The organism is Brevibacillus panacihumi W25 (assembly GCF_000503775.1).
Taxonomy (GTDB): Bacteria; Bacillota; Bacilli; order Brevibacillales; family Brevibacillaceae; genus Brevibacillus; species Brevibacillus panacihumi_A.
In genome coordinates this window covers 211,427-229,522 of the sequence record NZ_KI629785.1, presented here as the reverse complement: position 1 = coordinate 229,522, position 18,096 = coordinate 211,427, and the positions used below count along the sequence as shown (strand labels likewise).

Sequence of the window (18,096 nt, the reverse complement as noted above, 5' to 3'; positions counted from 1 at the left end):
ACGATAAGAAGGGGCGGTTCCGATTGGGAACTGCCCCTTTTTCCACGTTTTCCGGCTATGACATTCGACTGCGCCATTGACGATAGAAGAGCATGACGAGGAAAAACAGCACAAGCTGTCCGAACAAGGGGTAGAGAATGCGAAGCAAGGAGCTGAATCCGATAAAGCTGACCAGATAGCTGATCACTAGGATTCCAATCAGGATGGTTGTAGAGCGCAGCCTGGTGACGAGCCGCAATTGTTCCGATAATCCAAATACGTTGGCCACAACCGTCGAGAAAATTTCCGCGTAGACCAGCAGGGAAAAGAGCAGCGGAATCGTTCGCCCCAAGCCTTGAAGCAAAGCGATCATGGGCATTTCAGTATGCGAGATGCCGGGCATTTTGACGGAAAGGGAAGCAAACGCGAGTAATAATAGCAAACCAATACCGAGCCCTCCAATAATGCCGCCTGCGATCAAAGGCTTTTCACTTTTGCTCTGCCGTCCAATCGGGACGAGGACGGCTTGTGTAAGAGATACGTTTAAGGCAACATAGTATAAAGGTGAACTCAACCAGGCCCAGGGACGAAGAGATTCTACTTGAATAATCACTTGGCTTTCCCAGGGCTGTACATAGCAAAAGACCAGAAAAGTAAAGGCTACCAGAGAAGGGACGAAAATGCTGTTTACCCGGTGAATGGCGAATAAGCCTTTGCGGGTAACAAAGAAAATGGCGATCATGCTAATCCAGATCCCGAGCTGTGATGGCAGTTGAAAGGCCTCCCAGAAAATGGAGCCGGTGGCTGCCAGCATGACGGATGTAATACCTAGAAGTACGGTAAGCAGCAGGGCGTTGAACACCGTACCAAAGGGATGTCCGAACAGGTAAGTACTGACGGCTTGGTAGGAGTCCGCCTGGATTCGATAGGAGATTAACATGACGCGAATGCCCGCCCAGATAAAGAGGCAAGTAGCCAAAAGGACGCCGACCAACCCCTGCAGGCCGTATTGGACAAAGAATTCAATGATTTCTTTTCCGGAGGCAAATCCGGCTCCCACGACGGTACCCATATAGGTAAAAGCGATCTGCCATGCTGTTTTCCATGATCCTTGCATCTCAGACCTCCTGTCCCACTTTTTCCATTCTATGAAAGGAAGTGTACAAATTATGCGTATTACTGTCCTGGGGTATCAATCCCCCTATCCGGGTCCCAATGGTGCGACCCCCGGTTACCTGGTGGAGACTCAGTCCGCCAGCATTTTGCTTGATTGCGGCAGCGGCGTATTGGCTCAATTGGGCAATCATTTGCCGATTCATCAGCTAGACGCTTTGCTCTTGTCCCACTATCATCACGATCATATTGCAGATGTAGGAGTCTTGCAGTACGGCATCATGGTCCATCAGTTGTTTTCCCAACGGCCAAAAGACAAACCTTTGCCGATCTATGCTCCTGCCCAGCCAATTGCCAATGCGCAGGCATTGCCGTACAAGCAGGCAACCACCTTTCATCCCATCGATGAGAAAACACAAATAAACATCGGGGATATGCAGATTTCCTTTTTGCGGACGGATCACGGCGATGGAGATCCCTGTTTTGCCATGCGCCTGGAAGCTTCGGGAAAAGTGCTCGTCTACGGGGCAGACAGTGGCCCTAATACGAAGTGGCATGGCTTCGCCGATGGCGCGGATTTATTCATTTGCGAGGGGACCTATCTAGATCACAACAAGCCGAGAGAACCCAAAGGGCATCTCTCGGTGCGTGAGGCGGCTCAAGTAGCGGAAGAGCTGGTGTGCCGCTCCCTGTTGATCACCCATTTGTACGCGGAGTATCAAGTCGAAGAAGTGAAGAGTCAAGCGCAGGCATACCAGAACGGACCGTGCCATATTGCGCAGATCGGGCTTCAAATCGACCTGTAGCTCCGAAGGAATCGTTTTTGCGAAGAGGAGAAGAACATCATGTTTCCAAACGTATTGGAGGTTGCACGCCAACTCATTCGAGAGCGTGTAGAAAAAGGAGAAAACGTAATCGACGCCACTATGGGGAACGGCAATGACACGTTGTTTCTCGCCCAGTTAGTCGGCGAGCAGGGAACGGTCATCGCTTATGATATTCAGCCCCAGGCGATTGCCAAGACAAAAGAGCGCCTGGAACAGCAGGGCGCATCCCAGCAGGTCGAACTGAATCAGTGCAGTCATGAAAAAATAGCGGATTTGCAGCTGAAGGCTGGGGCGATCATGTTTAATCTCGGATATCTGCCGGGTGCGGACAAGGAAATCACGACGACGGCTCCCAGCACCCTGCGTGCTATAGAAGCGGGATTGGAGTTGTTGCGCAAAGGCGGGATCATGACGATCATGATCTATTGGGGACATTCCGCAGGAGCAGTAGAGAAGGACGCGGTGGAAAGCTTTTGCCAGTCACTCGACCAACGCCGTTTTCTTGTCTTGAAATATCAGTATCTCAATCAGCAGAATCAAGCTCCTTTTTTGCTGGCAATCGAGCGTAGGGCAGAATAAATCTCCGTCTTCTTTTCCCGGGCAAGCGCAGGCTTTGACAAGCACGGCGAACGGTGTAGAAGTTTGAAAAATAGGCACGCCCCATTCGCTGACGGCACATACCCTAGAAAGAGGAATTCTTGCAAGGGGGATCTCTGTGAAAAGAATCGGCATAATGTTGGATTGGGAGATCATACAGAAGGGGATTCGGGGAGACAAGTCATACGAACGCTTGCCTTATTATGTAGAAATCGGAAAAGAGCTTGGACTGGAGCCCGTATTCTTTCACCCGCGGCATGTGCTGGAAGGGGATGGGAGGGTTCGCGGATATTTCTGGAACGGTGGAAAATTGATCCCCCGTCTCGTTCATGTCCCGCGTGTCATTCATAACCGTGTATTGACCGGCGACAAAAAGGCGCGTGCCATCATTGCTCGATTAGGGAAAAAAAGGAAGGTATTTAACGGATTGGTCGTCCGTGATAAAAGAAAGGTCCACCAAATGTTGTGGAAAAACACGGAGATACGAGCTTTCCTTCCGCGCACGGTTCCCTATTCACCCGCCAATCTCAGGAAGTTTTTGGATGCCTACCGAATCGTCTATGTAAAACCGGCGATTGGATCGGTCGGAATCGGGGTCGGGCGGATTGAGAAGCAAGGAAATGACTATCATTTTATTTCATCCAAGATTCGCAGAACGCTGTCCAGGCAGCGGTTGTTTTCGTTCGTGAAAACATGGGTGGGCAACAGGCGCTTTCTGATTCAACAGGGAATTCCCCTGGCTCGGTACGAGGGAAAGACTTATGATATTCGCGTCTCCGTTCAAAAGAACGGGGAGCGGCAATGGACCGTGAGCGGGATGGTCGCCAAGGTAGCGAATCGGAAGAATAAATTGAGCAATTTGTCACGCGGGGGCAGGGCGTATCCGCTGCATGTCGTGATGGATGAAACCTTTTCCCGAGAGCAGCAGGAAAAGATACGCGAACAAATCGAGGTGGCAGCAGTGGAAATTGCCAAAGTCTATGGAAGCCATTTTCCCTCGCTTGCCGATTTGGGGATGGACATGGGGATTGACCAGAACGGAAATCCTTTTTTAATCGAGGTAAATGTGCGCGACCAGCGATATTCGTTTTTTAAAGCTGGAGAAAAGGGGATGTTCAAACAGACGTACCGCCATCCTCTGGAATATGCGCGATCCTTCTATGCAGGCACGTAAAAAGACGGAGGCATTTGCCTCCGTCTTTGCTTCTCAAGCGAGCTGCTTCAAGCCTGCGTGGTGGGTTGATTGTCCGCCATCGGGTAGGGCAAATTGCGAAAATGCCGATACACCAGGGCAAGAATGGATTTACGGGTCAGAATTCCTTGAAAAATGTTCTGTTCGTCTTCAATACAAACATAGGGATGGTTGATGGAGACCTCCAGGGCTTTCATAAATTCTGCTGTATCCTTCAAGCGAGGAATTTTGGTGTCCATGACATCGTCTACAATCAGTTCCGACATCCGTTCGTACTCAAAGCGCTCGAGTCCCAGGCTTTTATTTAAAATGTGATTCGTACTGATCTGTCCGTGCAGCCGATATTGATGATCCAGGACCGGAATGGCCGAATAACCGCTTTTGATTAAGACGAGCAACGCGTGTTCAAGGGAATTTCCGAGCTGTACATGGGCAACTTTTGTGGAAGCAATAATCAGATCTTTGATGGGTGTATGTAACAGGGAAAAATCTTGACTCATATGGATCCACCACCTTTTCTTTCATCTAGGGCAGGTAGTTCATGATTCATTCATAAAGAAATCCGATACCCCTTCTATGATACCGCAAGACAGCGGGAAACGGTAGGTCTACGTGAGAAATCTTGGCTCGGTTGGGCCATTCCCCAAAACAATAAAAAAACCTGACGACAGGACGCCAGGCAAGAAAAATCGAGGTGTGGAACAAATGGTTCCTGCCTTCAGTATGCAGCATCAATAAGGCAGATACATTAGGAGCTTGCAGGAATTTTTTACTCAGGCAAATGCCAATCAGGATTGGATAATTCCTCGGCAGTATACGCGAACAGATTCAGACGTTGAGAAAGGTGCTGGGTCGATTCCTGGTGCAAATCAGCTGGAACCGAAAAAGGAACCGCTTGGACAGGCCAATGTTGCGCGATTGCGGACATCAACTGCTCTTTCACATCGGCAACACTGACGTCACGCCCCGTCAAACCAGCAATACTGCCTACGGTTTTGCCGTCGATATACGGAATGGGTTTGTGACTCTCCATTTCTTCAAGCCCGGCTTCGCGATAAAAAGCTTCCATCCACTCTCCGCGCGGTGATTCCTCCACATTGATACATAGCTGCAGAATGGAGCCGTATCGTGTACGACGCTGAGCCATCCCGCCAATTTTTACCCCGCCAAGCGCAAAATCATAGTCACCAGCACAATAAGAACCTGTTACTTCACCAAACTCTATCGCTCCATACTGCTGAAGTCCTACTCCGAGAAGTTGGGACACAAAGGAAAAAAAGGCGTCGATGGACAGCGACGTATCAGGCAATAGACAAGCTAGATTGAGAACTCCTGCATCGAGCGGTACACACGCGCCCCCTGAAGAACGCAGAACGCAGCCGAAGCCTTTTGTTCCAAAAAGTCGCAGTGCGTGTTCGAGATGCGGCAGCTTCGCATCGCGACGCCCCAGATAGAGGGCTCGATCGTACACCCACAGGTGGATGACCGGAGCAGCATTGGCTTCACGCAAGCTGGCTGTCAGCGCTTCATCCCGGATCAAGGGCTCGAGAGGACTGTGTGTATACATGCCGGAATCCATCCAGCGAAATGGTTGAGTCAGGACAATAGACATCTGAAAAACTCCTTCTGAAAGGCTTCTATCCCATTATACATGGGCACCCGATTCTTTACTATGCATGAAAAAGCCCGACTCCGCATCACGCGTGTCGGGCTAGCCATTCTGTTCGTACTATTCAAAAGCCTTAAAGGTAAAATTATCCAGGTAGGTCATTTTGCGAGGAGCATCCTTCGTTGCTTCCGCTTTCAGGTACAGACCCAGCTTGGTGCCTTCCTGCTTCACTTGTTTCTGGGAGAACAGGAATTGGTCGTTCATATAGATCGAAACAGTCGTTCCGTTGACGACAACCTTCAGACGATTGGTTGCTTTCAATTTGTAGTTGCCAGAAGCGATGACATCGACATCATCATCTTCGACATCGGTTACTTTGCCCAGGATAACACGATCTTTTTGCACGTAAACGACATTCGCGTTATCCTTGACCCCGTTAAAGAACCCCCCGCCATAGCCATTGGTGCCGGATGGAATGACATCGACGATGAGCTCATACTTTTCGGGCTCGGTGGATTCCTTCCAATTAAGCGGCAGGAAGAAATGCTCGATATCCTTATCTATCTCGATGGCAGTTACCTGTTTATTGATAACACCCCAAGTACCGGTGGCACTGTCTGTTTTCCAGTTTTTCAGCTCGGTGTTGGAGAAGTTGTCAGTCACCGTTGCAGGCAGTTCTGGTTTTTCAGGTGTTGGTGTTGGATTCGGGAACACCACTTTGGATTCATCATTGTTTTTACGCTCGATCAAAGCGCGGTGGAGCAGAGATGCTGCTTCTGCACGTGTAATGGCATCCAGCGGACGGAAGCGATTGTCAGAGCCTTGCATCAGATCCTTTTGGATCGCAATGGCGACGTAGGAGCGCAAGTTCGGTGAAATGCGGTCATCGTCACGGAATCTTTTCAAAACATTCAAGTCGGCTTTCACTGACTTGTCGTAGCCCAGCAAGCGCACCATCGCTACGGCAATATCTTCGCGGACGGCAGCTTCGTTTGGCTTATACGTGTACTTGCTGCCAGATTTGTAGCCGGTCAGATATGGCTTGGCGGACTCCACATAGTAGAACGCCCAGTGGGATTTCGGTACATCCTGGAAGGTTTGAGATACATTGCGTCGGTCAATATCGACATCCGCGGCTGCGATCATAATTTTGGCGAATTCAGCACGTGTGACCAGATTGTTGGGACGGAATCTCTTGTCATCGTAGCCGACGATGATCCCTCTTTCCGCCATATCAGTAATGGCTTTGTACGCCCAGTGGTTGCGAGGGACGTCTACGAAAGAAGGGGATGCTGCGCTCACGAAAGGAACCAGCGTAAAGACCATCATCACCGCTAAGAAGAAGCTTATGGCTCGTTTCATGGTGACCTCCTCAAATCATTTTATAATTTTTGGTCCGGCAGCTATTCAGACGCCAAGGGACAAGGGAATGTTGCATCTACCGGGACCTATTTTGGCAAAAATGGGTAAAAAGTCGGAAGCATCTCCTAGAATCCTGCATTCTCAAAAACAAGAAGAACATTCTCATTTCATTTCTTCCGTTCCCCATTTTGACCGCATATTTTCCAGATTCTTTGAATGATTTGGGTGGCACCATTCTTGCTAGGTTATAACAATGAATATCGAGAACAAGGAAGGTGGATATGATGCATCAAAAATCCCGTGACGAAGCGCTTGCCATGGCAACAGAGATGTTGGAGCTGATCGAGAGTGAGACACTGACGGTTGAACAGAAGAAAAAGATCGTTGCTGACTCGGTGGAAAATTTTACGAATCATGTGACAAAGGCGATCCTGACACACCGTAAATCCGTCTCAACGGACTTTTCTGTCGTGGAGTGGGAAGATGAAGGTGCTGTATTTCGGGATACGATGGGTGACGAGTACGTCGATTGTCTGGGCGGCTATGGTGTTTATCTTTTGGGACATCGCCACCCCAATGTAGTCAGGGCTGTCGAGGCACAGCTCAAACGCTATGCCTTGCACAGTCAGGAGATGGTCGATCCACTGCGAGGTTATTTATCCAAGCTTGTAGCTGCGATTACCCCAGGAGATCTGCAACACTCCTATCTGGTCAATTGCGGCACGGAAGCGAATGAAATGGCCTTGAAGCTGGCTCGCTTGGCGACAGGCAAAAAATACTTTATTTCGATGGAGCGCGGCTTCCACGGCAAAACGATGGGATCGCTGTCAGCGTCCGGTAAATCCACGTTTCGTGAGCCCTATTCGCCCTTGGTTCCGGGCTTCCAACATGTTCCCTACGGAGATGCTGACGCGGTCGATCAGGCGATTCGCATGCTGATCGCGACAGGGGAAACCGTCGCGGGAGTTATCGTAGAACCGATACAGGGAGAAGGGGGAGTCAATATTCCCCCGGATGATTTTCTGCCTCGTCTGCGCGAGATTTGTGACAAGTACGAATGTCTCTTGATTGTAGATGAAGTCCAGACAGGTATGGGACGCACAGGTACCATGTTTGGTGTCGATCACTGGAATGTCGTACCTGACATCATGACGCTCGGCAAAGCATTTGGAGGCGGTGTCATGCCCATTGCTGCCATGGTCGCGAAGAAAAAATGGTGGGGCAAAATGGAAGAGAACCCGTTCCTTTTGGGATCATCGACTTTTGGGGGAAATCCGCTTTGCTGCGCGGGTGCGATCGCCGGAATCAAGACGATTCTTGAAGACAACATCCCGCAGATGGCGAAGGAGAAAGGCGATTACATCATGCAGCGATTGGATGAAATCCGGCAGCAGTACCCGGAAGTGCTGGTTGCTGTACGCGGGAAAGGGTTATTGATCGGCATGGAATTCGCCAATAATAGCCTCGGCTACACCTTGGCCAAAATGTTGTTCGTAAAGAAAATCCTGGTAGGCGGCACCATCAATAATGCGACAGTCATTCGAATTGAGCCACCAGCGGTAATCAGCTACCAACAAGTGGATTACGTGCTAGCCTGCATTGAGGAAGGTATAGCTCAGCTGGCGAAAGAATTGAAGATAGCTCGTTAATCGGGAGATATGCAGTAAAGGAGGCTTCGGTCATGACAGTGAAGGCTAACCGGCTTTTTATCAATGGAGAGTGGGTGGATTCTTCTTCGGGGGAAACATTCGAGGTTCGCAATCCTGCGAATGGAGAAGTGATCGCTCTGGCCGCAAAGGGGACGCGTGAAGATGCGCAGCGAGCGATCAAGGCAGCGCGTTTTGCATTCGATGAAGGTGGATGGGGCGATAGCAAGGCGAGGGATCGGGCAGAGCTGCTCTGGAAGGTCGCCGATCTGATTGAAGCTCGGGCAGAAGAGTTTGCCCAGACGGATACACGCAACAACGGAAAGCCGCTGCGTGAATCTCGTTATGATGTATCGGATGCCGTCAACCAGTTCCGTTATTATGCCGGACTCTGCACGAAACCTCAGGGGCAGACCTATGATGTTCCGGACGATATTTCAGCGATGGTCGTACGTGAGCCGATTGGGGTGGTCGGCGCCATCACCTGCTGGAATTATCCACTGGTAATGAATGCACAGAAAATTGCTCCGGCACTGGCAGCAGGAAATACACTGGTGTTGAAGCCGGCAGATCTGACCCCTTTATCGACCATCATGCTGTTTGAATGTTTGGAACAGGCTGGTTTTCCGCCAGGCGTGGCCAATCTGGTGACAGGGCCGGGCAGCGTCGTCGGAGATGAGATATCTCGCAATGAGCTCGTGGACAAAGTAGCCTTCACCGGAGGGACGGAGACCGGGATTACCATTATGAAAAATGCGGCTGACACGGTGAAGAAGCTTTCTCTTGAGCTTGGAGGGAAATCCCCGAATATCGTTTTTGCCGATGCCGATTTCGAAACTGCCGTCGATTATGCGCTCTTCGCGATTTTTGCCAATCAGGGAGAGGTTTGTTCGGCTGGATCAAGGTTGTTACTGCAAGAGGAGATTTACGAGCCATTCCTCGCGCGGCTGGTGGAACGTGCTCAAAAAATCGTCGTGGGGGATGGAGCCGATCCAGAGACGGAAATGGGTCCATTGATTTCAAAAGAACATATGGAGCGTGTGCTCGCCTACATCCAGCTTGGACGCGATGAAGGGGCGCAGCTCCTCTGCGGGGGAAATCGATTGACGGATCGAGGAAGGGGCAATGGCTATTTTGTAGAGCCCACGATTTTTGCAGTAGATCGTCAAGACCTGAGAATCGTGCAGGAAGAGATTTTTGGTCCGGTACTCGTGGTGCAAAAGTTTACCACGGAGCAAGAAGCGATCCGGCTTGCAAATAGCACCAGGTATGGATTGGCAGGAGGAGTTTTTACCAACGATGGGGCTAAAGCACAACGTGTCATTCGGAAGCTGCGGGCAGGCATTACCTGGATCAACACGTATCACCCCACTTTTAACGAAGCGCCGTGGGGCGGATACAAGATGAGCGGGATCGGCCGCGAGTTGGGGACCTATGGCTACGAGGCGTACACAGAGGTCAAGCAGATTAATGTAAATCTCCAGGTACAGCCGATCGGATGGTTTCGCGAGTAAGGGAATCAGAACGAAAAGAGACGGGGAGCTCCTTCCCCGTCTCTTTTGTCTTCATTCATCTCATTATTGAGAACTTTTCACTTCAGACCAGACGCGGTCATACAGCTTGATCGCATCGCCAATGTCCTTTATGCTTTCTACCTTTTTCATTTCTTCTTCGGGAGGGTAGATGGCTGGATTGTTCATGATGTCTTTGTCAATCAACGGGTGCGCTTCCTTGTTCGGGCTGATGTAGGGGAAGGACTTTGATATTTCCGCATTTATTTCCGGTTCCAGCATGAAGTTGATAAATGCTTCTGCTGTTTTTTTATGCTTGGCACCGGTCGGGATGACGAAGTTGTCAAAGGAGATCATCAGTCCCTCCTTGGGCAGCACCGTTCTGAACTGCGGCTTCTCACGTTGGGCCAGCGCGATTTCCGCACCCCATACAAAGGCGACATTTACTTCTCCATTCACCATCAAGGTTTTGGGGCTGTCGCTGTCAAAGGCTTTGATGTTGGGCATCAGCTCCAGCATTTTTTGTTTGGCTTCCTCCAATCGGGCCGGATCCGTTTCATTTCCGGAATAGCCAAGAGTTTTCAGAACCATGCCGAGAATAAAGCGCTGATCGTCTACCATCACAATCTGACTTTTCAATTCCGGTTTCCATAAATCGGCGAAGCTTGTGATTTCTGTCGTGATGTTATCCGGGTTGTATCCGAGAGATACGGTATTTCCCATGTATGGGATACTGTACTGGTTGCCGGGATCGTGTTCCTTGTTGATGTAATCTGCAGCCAGGTTTTTGTAGTTGGGGATGTTATTCATGTCAATAGGCTGAATCATGCCTTCCTTTATCATCGGTTGGATGTAGTAATCGCTGGCAACGGTTAGATCGTAGATGCCCTTCCCAACAGATACCTTGGCTAACATTTCTTCATTTGAGGAGAAGGTGCTGTAATTGACCTTGACCCCATGCTTTTCTTCAAATTTCTTGATCACTTCTTCAGGAACATATTCAGACCAGTTAAATACATTTAGCTCCTTATCCAGTCCTTCCGCTGTGGTTCCGCCCGAAGTGGATGAAGATGTGCTACAGCCCGCAGTGACGGCCAACGATAAAGCGATTGCGGAATACGTGATCGTGTTTTTCCAACACTTGACCATGAAGGCACCCCCCTATATGTGTTCTCTAATTTTTCCTCATCCGGATTCGTTCCGCGATGATAACCAGAAATAAAGTGACAACTAACATCAAGGTAGACAAGGCATTGATCTCGGGACTGACTCCGAATTTGACCATCGAGAAGATCTTTAAAGGCAGCGTGGAGCTGGAAGGACCTGCAACGAAGAAGCTGATAATGACATCGTCAATCGAAAGGGTGAAAGCCAGGAGAGCACTTGCCAGAATCCCGGGAGCAATGATGGGAACGGTGACTTTGATGAACGTCCCCCATGGCGTCGCACCGAGATCCATAGCCGCTTCCTCGATACTCCGGTCAAATCCAGCCATGCGAGCACGCACGACGACCACGACGAAAGGGATGGAAAATGTAATGTGGGCAGCGATCAGCGTAAGATAACCAAGCGGGATCTCGAATTGGGAGAATAACGCGAGCAAGGAAATGCCCATGACGATCTCGGGAATGACGATCGGCAAGTATAGCATGGCATCAAGCGCTGTTTTGCCGCGAAATTGGTATCGATACATCCCTACTGCGGCAAGTGTGCCGATCATAGTGGCCGCAATCGTGCTGATCAGTGCGACGACAAGCGATGTCTTCATCGCCTCAAGCACCTCGGTGTTTTGCATCAGCTTGAGGTACCAATCAAAGGTGAAGCCCGTCCAGACTGCATTGAGCTTGGATTGGTTGAAAGAGTACAGGATCAGGATCGCAATGGGCATATACAGAAACAAATAGATCAGGGACGCATAGAGAAAAGAGAGCTTGTTTGCAAGTGAGAGGCGCATACTATACCAACTCCTTTCCCTGTTTGTCTTTGGTAATCTTGATGTAAACCGCAATAAACACCAGAGTCAGGATCATGAGAATGATCGAGCTGGCAGAACCGAAGGGCCAATCGCGTGCGGTAAGGAATTGGTTTTTGATGTGGTTGCCGATCAGGATGGTCTTGCTTCCTCCCATCAGGTCAGGAATGAAAAACAAGCCCAATGAGGGGATGAACACCAGCAGGGAACCTGCCAGAATCCCCGGCGTCGTGAGCGGCAGCGTCACTCGCCAAAACGTCTGCCATGGTTTGGCTCCCAAATCCTTGGATGCTTCCAGCAAGGAACGCTCCAGCTTCTCGATAGAAGCGTACAATGGCAAAACCATAAAGGGGAGCATAGTATAGACAAGTCCGATCAGGACTGCGGACTCGTTGTACAAGAGGGAGAGCGGTTGTTCAATCAGTCCAAGCTGCAAAAGAAAGGTATTGATAACGCCTTCTGTCCGTAAAAGTACAATCCAGGCATATGTTCGGATCAGAGAGTTAGTCCAAAAAGGCACGATGATGAGGAGTAAAAGGATATTGCGATACTGCGTCGGAGATCGAGCGATGATGTAGGCGAAGGGATAACCTAGTACGAGACAACAGAGCGTTGTATAAAAGGCGAGAACACAGGATATCCAGATGATTTTGAAGTAGAGGGGATCAAAAAATCGTGAGTAATTTTCCAACGTCAACGGGAATCCAATTCCACCAAAGGAACTCCGTGAAAAAAAGCTGACGGCGAAAACCAGGATCATCGGCAAGAGAAAGAGTAGGACCATCCAAATAAATACAGGCCAAATCGTCCAAGCTTTGCCGTAGTCGATCTGGTGCTTGAGCTTGGTCTCATTTTGCAGTTGATTTGCAGGAGCATTGTCGAGTACTGGGGGATTCATCGTGTTACCACCACCCCGTGATTGGGTTGCCACTGCACAAACAATTCATCGCCGACAGCCGCAGGCAGGAGTTGATCCGTCTTTTCCAGTGCAACGAATGTTTGACCACTATGTAAAGTGACGATGGTACGGGTAGAACCGCCGCAGTAAATCCGTTCGGTCAATCTTCCATTGAGTTGAACGAGCTGCTCATTGTGGGACGGCTCCAAGGATAGAACTGATTTTTCCGGTCTGATGGCGATCGTGACCGATTCATTTTCCGCAACGTTTGCAGAGGGCGCCTTTACCTGCACCCCTTCACATTCGACCAGCAGATGCTGATGATCACGCGTTCTAACTGTTCCGTGCAAGAGATTCGTTTCCCCAATAAAACCTGCTACAAATTTCGTGGAAGGGCGCTCGTAAATTTCAGCCGGGGTACCTACCTGCTCCAGGAATCCTTGGTTCATGACTCCGATGCGGTCCGACATCGTCAGCGCTTCCTCCTGGTCATGCGTGACGAAGACAAAAGTGATGCCAAGCTGTTTTTGCAGGTGCTTTAGCTCGACCTGCATCTGTTTGCGAAGTTTTTGATCCAGGGCGCCAAGCGGTTCATCGAGCAAGAGTACTTTCGGATTATTCACGAGGGCGCGAGCGATGGCGATGCGCTGTCGCTGTCCGCCGCTGAGCTGGTCAGGCTTGCGACGCGCATAATCTTCCAGCTGGACCAGCCGAAGGGCATCCTTGACACGCTTCTCGATTTCTTGTTTAGGAACTTTTTTTACGCGAAGACCAAAGGCAACATTGTCATAAGCTGTGAGATGAGGAAAAAGGGCGTAGCTTTGAAAAACCGTATTGACGTCACGTTGGTAGGCGGCAAGATTGTGGACGTATTGACCATCCAGCATGATTTCACCAGAAGTGGGCTGCTCAAAACCGGCGATCATTCGTAGTGTGGTCGTTTTCCCACAGCCGCTGGGTCCTAACAAAGTAAGAAATTCCCCTTTCTCAATATCAAGGGACAGATCTTGGACTACGGTTTGAGTACCAAATTGCTTCACGAGGTGCTGCAGCTTTACCATGAGACCACTCATGAGAATCCTCCCTTACAAATATCTGAAAATTTAGATTAGCAAGAATGGTGCCAATGGTGTAAGACAAGATACAGTGCTTTTCACCATGCGGGAAAAGGAAACCGGTCTGCCGAGACGGAAATTGTAGATTCCTGAAAACTAGAAAACTTTCTCATCATTGAGAAGTTTATGTCCTTCCAGTTTTCGATACAAAGTTGCGAGACCAATCTCCAGCTTCTCTGCGATGTACTTTTTCGCTTCCAGCGATTGGCCGTGCTGCTGCAGCAGGGAGGAAAGAATTTGGCGCTCGTGACGACGGATGCGTTCTTTAAGCGGGAGCTCGTTTTCGCCTGGAGTGGCTATAGCGCTGATGCTGTGATGCTGTTTGATGCGAGTGGGAATGCTCTCCAGACCGATATAAGGAGAGGTTTCCATATTGACGGCGTATTCGACTGCATTTTCCAGCTCGCGAACATTGCCGGGCCAGTGGTAATGGCGGAGCACAGCTTTCACCTGGGGTGTAAAGTCAAGAACCGGGTGATTGAAGAGTTGTCTGTATTTGGCTAAAAAGTAATCGAGTAACAGCGGAATGTCATCGGAACGTTCACGCAGAGGGGGCATATGCAAGGGAATGACGTTGAGGCGGAAGTACAAATCTTCCCGAAACTCCTTGTCACTGACCATTTGCTCCAGGTTTTTGTTCGTCGCAGAGATCACCCGTATATCGACGGGGCGCAGGTTATTGGAGCCGACGCGCTCTACCTGCTTGGACTGTAGAACGTGCAGCAGCTTCACCTGAAGATGGAGTGGCAGGTCGCCAATCTCATCGAGGAAGATCGTGCCCCCGTCTGCCAACTCGAATTTGCCTGCTTTGCCCTCGCGTTTGGCTCCTGTGAAAGCCCCTGCATCGTAGCCAAACAGTTCGCTTTCGAGCAGGGCTTCCGGGATGGCGCCACAGTTGACAATGATAAATGGTCCAGAGCGGCGTGAACTGGCTGAGTGAATGGCGGCAGCCAGCATTCCTTTGCCTGTGCCGCTTTCTCCTGTGATCAATATATTGGATGTGCCACGTGCGACCTGTTCAGCTTGCTTAATGACGAGTGCGAGGGCGCGGCTCTTGCCTTGCAATTCCGAGAAGTAGAGGTTCTTATGCTCATTGGTCAGCACATATGCCAGCCGACGCATGTCTACCATTCTGCGAAAAGACGCGACAACTCCGGCGATGTGGTTATTGACCCGAATTGGTCGGGCGGTGACGATAAAATGCATGTCGTGATCTTCGAGGGAGTAGATTTCTTCCTGTTCGATGTAGCCGATCCCATTTGTCAGGACCTGCAGCATGGGGGATTGATGCCAGATTGCTTGCAAGGGGGTGCCGATCAATTCGTGTTTTTGTTTCTTTATGAGCTGCTCAGCTGTCATGTTGCAGGTCGTGATGATGCCGCGTTCATCGATAGCCAGGATGCCTTCGGGGATGGATTCGATGAGCGTTTCCAGCTGAACAAACGTCTTTTTCCATTGATTCCACGCCTCTTGCTCGGCAATTTTACTTGTCAGAAGCTCGGTCATTCGTTGGAGGAAGGTGAGGTAGGCTAGGCGGTTGTGGATGAGTCTATGCCGCTGTGATTCGTTGAACGCGATGAGTCCGATGACGCCAATTACCTGTCCTTTGTACTGGATCGGCGAGCAGAGCTCAGCCAGTTCCTGGGTAACACCCTGAAGTACCGAGGGATCGTACTGCGGATCATTGCGCGCATCCTCGATAAAATAGGGCTGGTTGGTCGTAATCACTCTTCCGTACAAGTACCCGGCATCAATCTGTCCGTTTTCTTCTTTGCTGTTGATCCGTTTTTCGTAAAAACCTGTGCCTGCGATGATCGTCATCTGATCGTCTACGATCTCGGTCTCAATTTGCAATGCCGCAGAAATGGCAACTGCCACCTGTTGAGTGATTTCCTGAAAGTCACTTAATAAGCTCAAGGACATACCCTCCTACGAAAGAAAAGTTGGCACAGGCATCCATGCAAGAAGCAATGTGAAACTCTGCAACAGATTTCCATTTGTGAGAATATTTAAAAAATATCACAGAGGACGAGGGAATGGAAGTAGAGAAAGAAGGCGGAGGCTTTCAAGTTCTGCGGATCCGAGGTAGCTCGTCTTCTTCAGTGGTCTCCTGAGCATTTGTACATATTTTGCCTAATTCTGATTCGCGATGAATCGCCTAAAATGATATAATTCTGTATTGGCACATGTCTGATTACAATTTCAGTTGAGGTGATACATCATGAAAGAGACGAAAGAGGCGACTGTGGACTTAAAATCCGGCAAGTCTCCGAAAACGGCGGCTGATTTCGCCAAGTATTTTCAAGCTCCTTCCCTGAAGGATGCCAAGCAGCGCGGGAAAGAAGAAATCAAGGTTCACTACGACTTCACGATTTCTGAAGAGATGCGGGAAATCGGAAAAGGGAAGCGTTATCATGTGCGCACCTATGGCTGTCAGATGAACGAGCATGACTCCGAGACGATTTCCGGCATTTTGGAGCAGATGGGCTATACACCGTCGGAAGAAATCGAAGAGGCTGACGTCATTCTGTTCAATACCTGTGCGATCCGGGAAAATGCGGAGGACAAGGTGTTTGGCGAGCTGGGGCACATGAAGCGGCTGAAGCACAACAACCCCAATCTGATTTTAGGTGTCTGCGGCTGCATGTCACAGGAAGAAAAAGTCGTCAACAAGATCTTGAAAAGCTACCAGCAAGTCGATCTGATTTTTGGTACCCACAACATTCACCGTTTGCCCGAGCTGCTGCGCGATGCCATGTTCAGCAAGGAAATGGTGATCGAGGTTTGGTCCAAGGAAGGCGATATCGTCGAGAATATGCCGAAGCTGCGCGAAGGCAACACCAAGGCGTGGGTCAATATTATGTACGGCTGTGACAAATTCTGCACCTATTGCATCGTTCCTTATACCCGCGGCAAGGAGCGCAGTCGGCGTCCTGAGGATGTGATCGCGGAGGTTCGCGATCTGGCGCGGCAAGGCTTCAAAGAAATCATGCTGCTGGGGCAAAATGTCAACGCGTATGGCAAAGACTTCGAGGACATCAAGTACGGTTTTGGCGACTTGTTGGACGAGGTTCGCAAAATCGACATTCCGCGTGTGCGTTTTACGACTAGCCATCCCCGTGATTTTGACGATCATTTGATCGAGGTGCTGAGCCATGGCGGTAATCTGGTGGAGCAGATCCACTTGCCTGTTCAGTCCGGTTCCAGCGAGGTATTGAAGCGGATGGCGCGCAAATATACCCGTGAACACTATCTGGAGCTGGTGCGTAAAATTAAAGCGGCGATTCCGAACGTCTCCTTGTCCTCTGACATCATCGTAGGTTTCCCTGGAGAGACGGATGAACAATTCGAGGAAACGATCTCGCTGGTGGAAGAAGTGCGGTATGATTTCGCGTACACCTTCATCTATTCCCCACGCGAGGGAACTCCAGCTGCGGTCATGGAAGACAATGTCCCGATGGAAGTCAAGAAGGCGCGCCTCCACCGTCTCAATGAAGTGCTGGCACGAATCGGACTTGAGCAAAACAAAAAGCTGGAAGGCAAGACACTCGAGGTTCTCGTCGAAGGCGTGTCTCGGACCAACGAAGAAGTGCTGGCTGGACGTACGCGGACAAACAAGCTGGTTCACTTTAAAGGAGATTCTTCCCTGATCGGGCAGTATGTCGATGTACACATTACAGATGCGAAAACGTGGACACTTCACGGAGAAATCGCGACAAAAATAGAGGTGTAAGCAAATGGAGCAGACAAACATGTACACACAAAAAGAAATTCTGGATAAAGCACGCGAACTCGCTACGATGATTTCTCGCACCAATGAGGTTGATTTCTTCAAGCGGGCAGAACTGCAGATCAAGCACCATGACCGTGTTCAGGAGCTCATCGATCAGTTGAAGCAAAAACAAAAACAAATGGTCATGTTTGAGTCCATCAACAAACCGGATCTGGTCAAAAAGCTGGAAGCGGAATTCAATGAGTTGCAAGAAGAACTGGATTCGATTCCGCTTGTAAACGAATTTAAACAATCTCAAGTAGATGTGAATGACTTGCTGCAGATGGTAACCAACGTCATCACGAACACTGTATCCGAGCGCATTATCCTGGATACAGGCGGCAACCCATTGACAGGCGAGACAGGCGGCGGTCCTGAAAAGAAGCATGGCGACCACTGCTGCTCCTAGAATAGAAGAATAGGCGGCTGTAATCGCGTCGGTACCCGAACAACTTCTTACGCAAAATGAAGCTGGGTGTTTGCACCCTAGTCGAATGCCCTGC

At 49.8% G+C, this 18,096-nt stretch carries 16 protein-coding genes; 7 read left to right on the top strand and 9 right to left on the bottom strand.

Features of this window, described 5'->3' with window-relative positions:
* Window positions 1–55: 55 nt before the first annotated feature.
* Window positions 56–1,096 carry a YkvI family membrane protein gene (locus T458_RS41990; RefSeq protein ID WP_023557068.1) on the bottom strand — a complete coding sequence of 347 codons (1,041 nt, stop codon included), beginning with the start codon at window positions 1,094–1,096 and terminating at the stop codon, window positions 56–58.
* A 52-nt stretch (window positions 1,097–1,148) separates the two neighbouring features.
* Here T458_RS41990 and T458_RS41985 point away from each other — a divergent pair, with 52 nt between their 5' ends.
* From T458_RS41985 to T458_RS41975, 3 genes are all read left to right on the top strand, one after another.
* Window positions 1,149–1,898: an MBL fold metallo-hydrolase gene (locus T458_RS41985; protein WP_023557067.1), complete on the top strand. Its 750-nt coding sequence runs from the start codon at window positions 1,149–1,151 to the stop codon at window positions 1,896–1,898.
* Between the two features lie 39 nt (window positions 1,899–1,937).
* Window positions 1,938–2,498 carry a tRNA 5-(aminomethyl)-2-thiouridylate-methyltransferase MnmM gene (locus tag T458_RS41980; protein ID WP_023557066.1) on the top strand — a complete coding sequence of 187 codons (561 nt, stop codon included), beginning with the start codon at window positions 1,938–1,940 and terminating at the stop codon, window positions 2,496–2,498.
* A 136-nt stretch (window positions 2,499–2,634) separates the two neighbouring features.
* Window positions 2,635–3,690, top strand: a complete 1,056-nt coding sequence (locus T458_RS41975; protein WP_144083858.1) for a YheC/YheD family endospore coat-associated protein — start codon at window positions 2,635–2,637, stop codon at window positions 3,688–3,690.
* A gap of 47 nt (window positions 3,691–3,737) precedes the next feature.
* On the opposite strand, the gene cbpB is transcribed toward T458_RS41975, so the two are convergent.
* The 3 genes from cbpB to T458_RS41960 all read right to left on the bottom strand — a co-directional run bounded on the left by cbpB (window position 3,738) and on the right by T458_RS41960 (window position 6,679).
* Window positions 3,738–4,208 (bottom strand): cyclic-di-AMP-binding protein CbpB, encoded by a 471-nt coding sequence (cbpB, locus tag T458_RS41970; RefSeq protein ID WP_023557065.1) that lies wholly within the window; start codon window positions 4,206–4,208, stop codon window positions 3,738–3,740.
* Between the two features lie 269 nt (window positions 4,209–4,477).
* A complete protein-coding gene (locus tag T458_RS41965; RefSeq protein WP_023557064.1) occupies window positions 4,478–5,320 on the bottom strand; it encodes a lipoate--protein ligase family protein in 843 nt (280 codons plus the stop codon).
* A gap of 117 nt (window positions 5,321–5,437) precedes the next feature.
* Window positions 5,438–6,679, bottom strand: a complete 1,242-nt coding sequence (locus T458_RS41960; RefSeq protein ID WP_023557063.1) for an S-layer homology domain-containing protein — start codon at window positions 6,677–6,679, stop codon at window positions 5,438–5,440.
* A 281-nt stretch (window positions 6,680–6,960) separates the two neighbouring features.
* On the opposite strand from T458_RS41960, the gene T458_RS41955 reads away from it, so the two are divergent.
* Both T458_RS41955 and T458_RS41950 read left to right on the top strand, forming a co-directional pair.
* A complete protein-coding gene (locus T458_RS41955; RefSeq protein ID WP_023557062.1) occupies window positions 6,961–8,328 on the top strand; it encodes a putrescine aminotransferase in 1,368 nt (455 codons plus the stop codon).
* A 32-nt stretch (window positions 8,329–8,360) separates the two neighbouring features.
* On the top strand, window positions 8,361–9,839 hold the full coding sequence (locus T458_RS41950; protein ID WP_023557061.1) for an aldehyde dehydrogenase family protein: 1,479 nt from the start codon (window positions 8,361–8,363) through the stop codon (window positions 9,837–9,839).
* Window positions 9,840–9,902: 63 nt separating this feature from the next.
* Here T458_RS41950 and T458_RS56940 read toward each other — a convergent pair whose 3' ends face one another.
* The 5 genes from T458_RS56940 to T458_RS41930 form a co-directional block, all read right to left on the bottom strand.
* The gene (locus tag T458_RS56940; RefSeq protein WP_144083857.1) at window positions 9,903–10,985 is read right to left on the bottom strand and encodes a polyamine ABC transporter substrate-binding protein; all 1,083 of its coding nucleotides are present in this window, start codon (window positions 10,983–10,985) and stop codon (window positions 9,903–9,905) included.
* Between the two features lie 25 nt (window positions 10,986–11,010).
* Entirely contained in the window at window positions 11,011–11,790 is a 780-nt protein-coding gene (locus tag T458_RS56935; RefSeq protein WP_122914106.1) for an ABC transporter permease, read from the bottom strand.
* A gap of 1 nt (window position 11,791) precedes the next feature.
* Window positions 11,792–12,592, bottom strand: coding sequence for an ABC transporter permease (locus T458_RS56930; protein ID WP_252989852.1), 801 nt, complete (start codon window positions 12,590–12,592; stop codon window positions 11,792–11,794).
* Window positions 12,593–12,702: 110 nt separating this feature from the next.
* The gene (locus tag T458_RS56925) at window positions 12,703–13,779 is read right to left on the bottom strand and encodes an ABC transporter ATP-binding protein (protein WP_023557059.1); all 1,077 of its coding nucleotides are present in this window, start codon (window positions 13,777–13,779) and stop codon (window positions 12,703–12,705) included.
* 138 nt (window positions 13,780–13,917) lie between these two features.
* Window positions 13,918–15,744 (bottom strand): sigma-54-dependent Fis family transcriptional regulator, encoded by a 1,827-nt coding sequence (locus T458_RS41930; RefSeq protein ID WP_051410075.1) that lies wholly within the window; start codon window positions 15,742–15,744, stop codon window positions 13,918–13,920.
* Between the two features lie 298 nt (window positions 15,745–16,042).
* Here T458_RS41930 and miaB point away from each other — a divergent pair, with 298 nt between their 5' ends.
* Window positions 16,043–17,554: a tRNA (N6-isopentenyl adenosine(37)-C2)-methylthiotransferase MiaB gene (miaB, locus tag T458_RS41925; RefSeq protein ID WP_023557057.1), complete on the top strand. Its 1,512-nt coding sequence runs from the start codon at window positions 16,043–16,045 to the stop codon at window positions 17,552–17,554.
* 4 nt (window positions 17,555–17,558) lie between these two features.
* Window positions 17,559–18,002, top strand: a complete 444-nt coding sequence (locus T458_RS41920) for a YlbF/YmcA family competence regulator (protein ID WP_023557056.1) — start codon at window positions 17,559–17,561, stop codon at window positions 18,000–18,002.
* Window positions 18,003–18,096 lie beyond the last annotated feature (94 nt).

Coding starts and splice junctions, on each gene's coding strand:
- T458_RS41965 (WP_023557064.1), bottom strand. CDS start 5,320: ATGTCTATTGTCCTGACTCAACCATTTCGCTGGATGGATTCCGGCATG.
- T458_RS41920 (WP_023557056.1), top strand. CDS start 17,559: ATGGAGCAGACAAACATGTACACACAAAAAGAAATTCTGGATAAAGCA.
- T458_RS41985 (WP_023557067.1), top strand. CDS start 1,149: ATGCGTATTACTGTCCTGGGGTATCAATCCCCCTATCCGGGTCCCAAT.
- T458_RS41955 (WP_023557062.1), top strand. CDS start 6,961: ATGATGCATCAAAAATCCCGTGACGAAGCGCTTGCCATGGCAACAGAG.
- T458_RS41990 (WP_023557068.1), bottom strand. CDS start 1,096: ATGCAAGGATCATGGAAAACAGCATGGCAGATCGCTTTTACCTATATG.
- T458_RS56925 (WP_023557059.1), bottom strand. CDS start 13,779: ATGAGTGGTCTCATGGTAAAGCTGCAGCACCTCGTGAAGCAATTTGGT.
- cbpB (WP_023557065.1), bottom strand. CDS start 4,208: ATGAGTCAAGATTTTTCCCTGTTACATACACCCATCAAAGATCTGATT.
- T458_RS56940 (WP_144083857.1), bottom strand. CDS start 10,985: ATGGTCAAGTGTTGGAAAAACACGATCACGTATTCCGCAATCGCTTTA.
- T458_RS41950 (WP_023557061.1), top strand. CDS start 8,361: ATGACAGTGAAGGCTAACCGGCTTTTTATCAATGGAGAGTGGGTGGAT.
- T458_RS56930 (WP_252989852.1), bottom strand. CDS start 12,592: ATGGTCCTACTCTTTCTCTTGCCGATGATCCTGGTTTTCGCCGTCAGC.
- T458_RS56935 (WP_122914106.1), bottom strand. CDS start 11,790: ATGCGCCTCTCACTTGCAAACAAGCTCTCTTTTCTCTATGCGTCCCTG.
- T458_RS41980 (WP_023557066.1), top strand. CDS start 1,938: ATGTTTCCAAACGTATTGGAGGTTGCACGCCAACTCATTCGAGAGCGT.
- miaB (WP_023557057.1), top strand. CDS start 16,043: ATGAAAGAGACGAAAGAGGCGACTGTGGACTTAAAATCCGGCAAGTCT.
- T458_RS41930 (WP_051410075.1), bottom strand. CDS start 15,744: ATGTCCTTGAGCTTATTAAGTGACTTTCAGGAAATCACTCAACAGGTG.
- T458_RS41960 (WP_023557063.1), bottom strand. CDS start 6,679: ATGAAACGAGCCATAAGCTTCTTCTTAGCGGTGATGATGGTCTTTACG.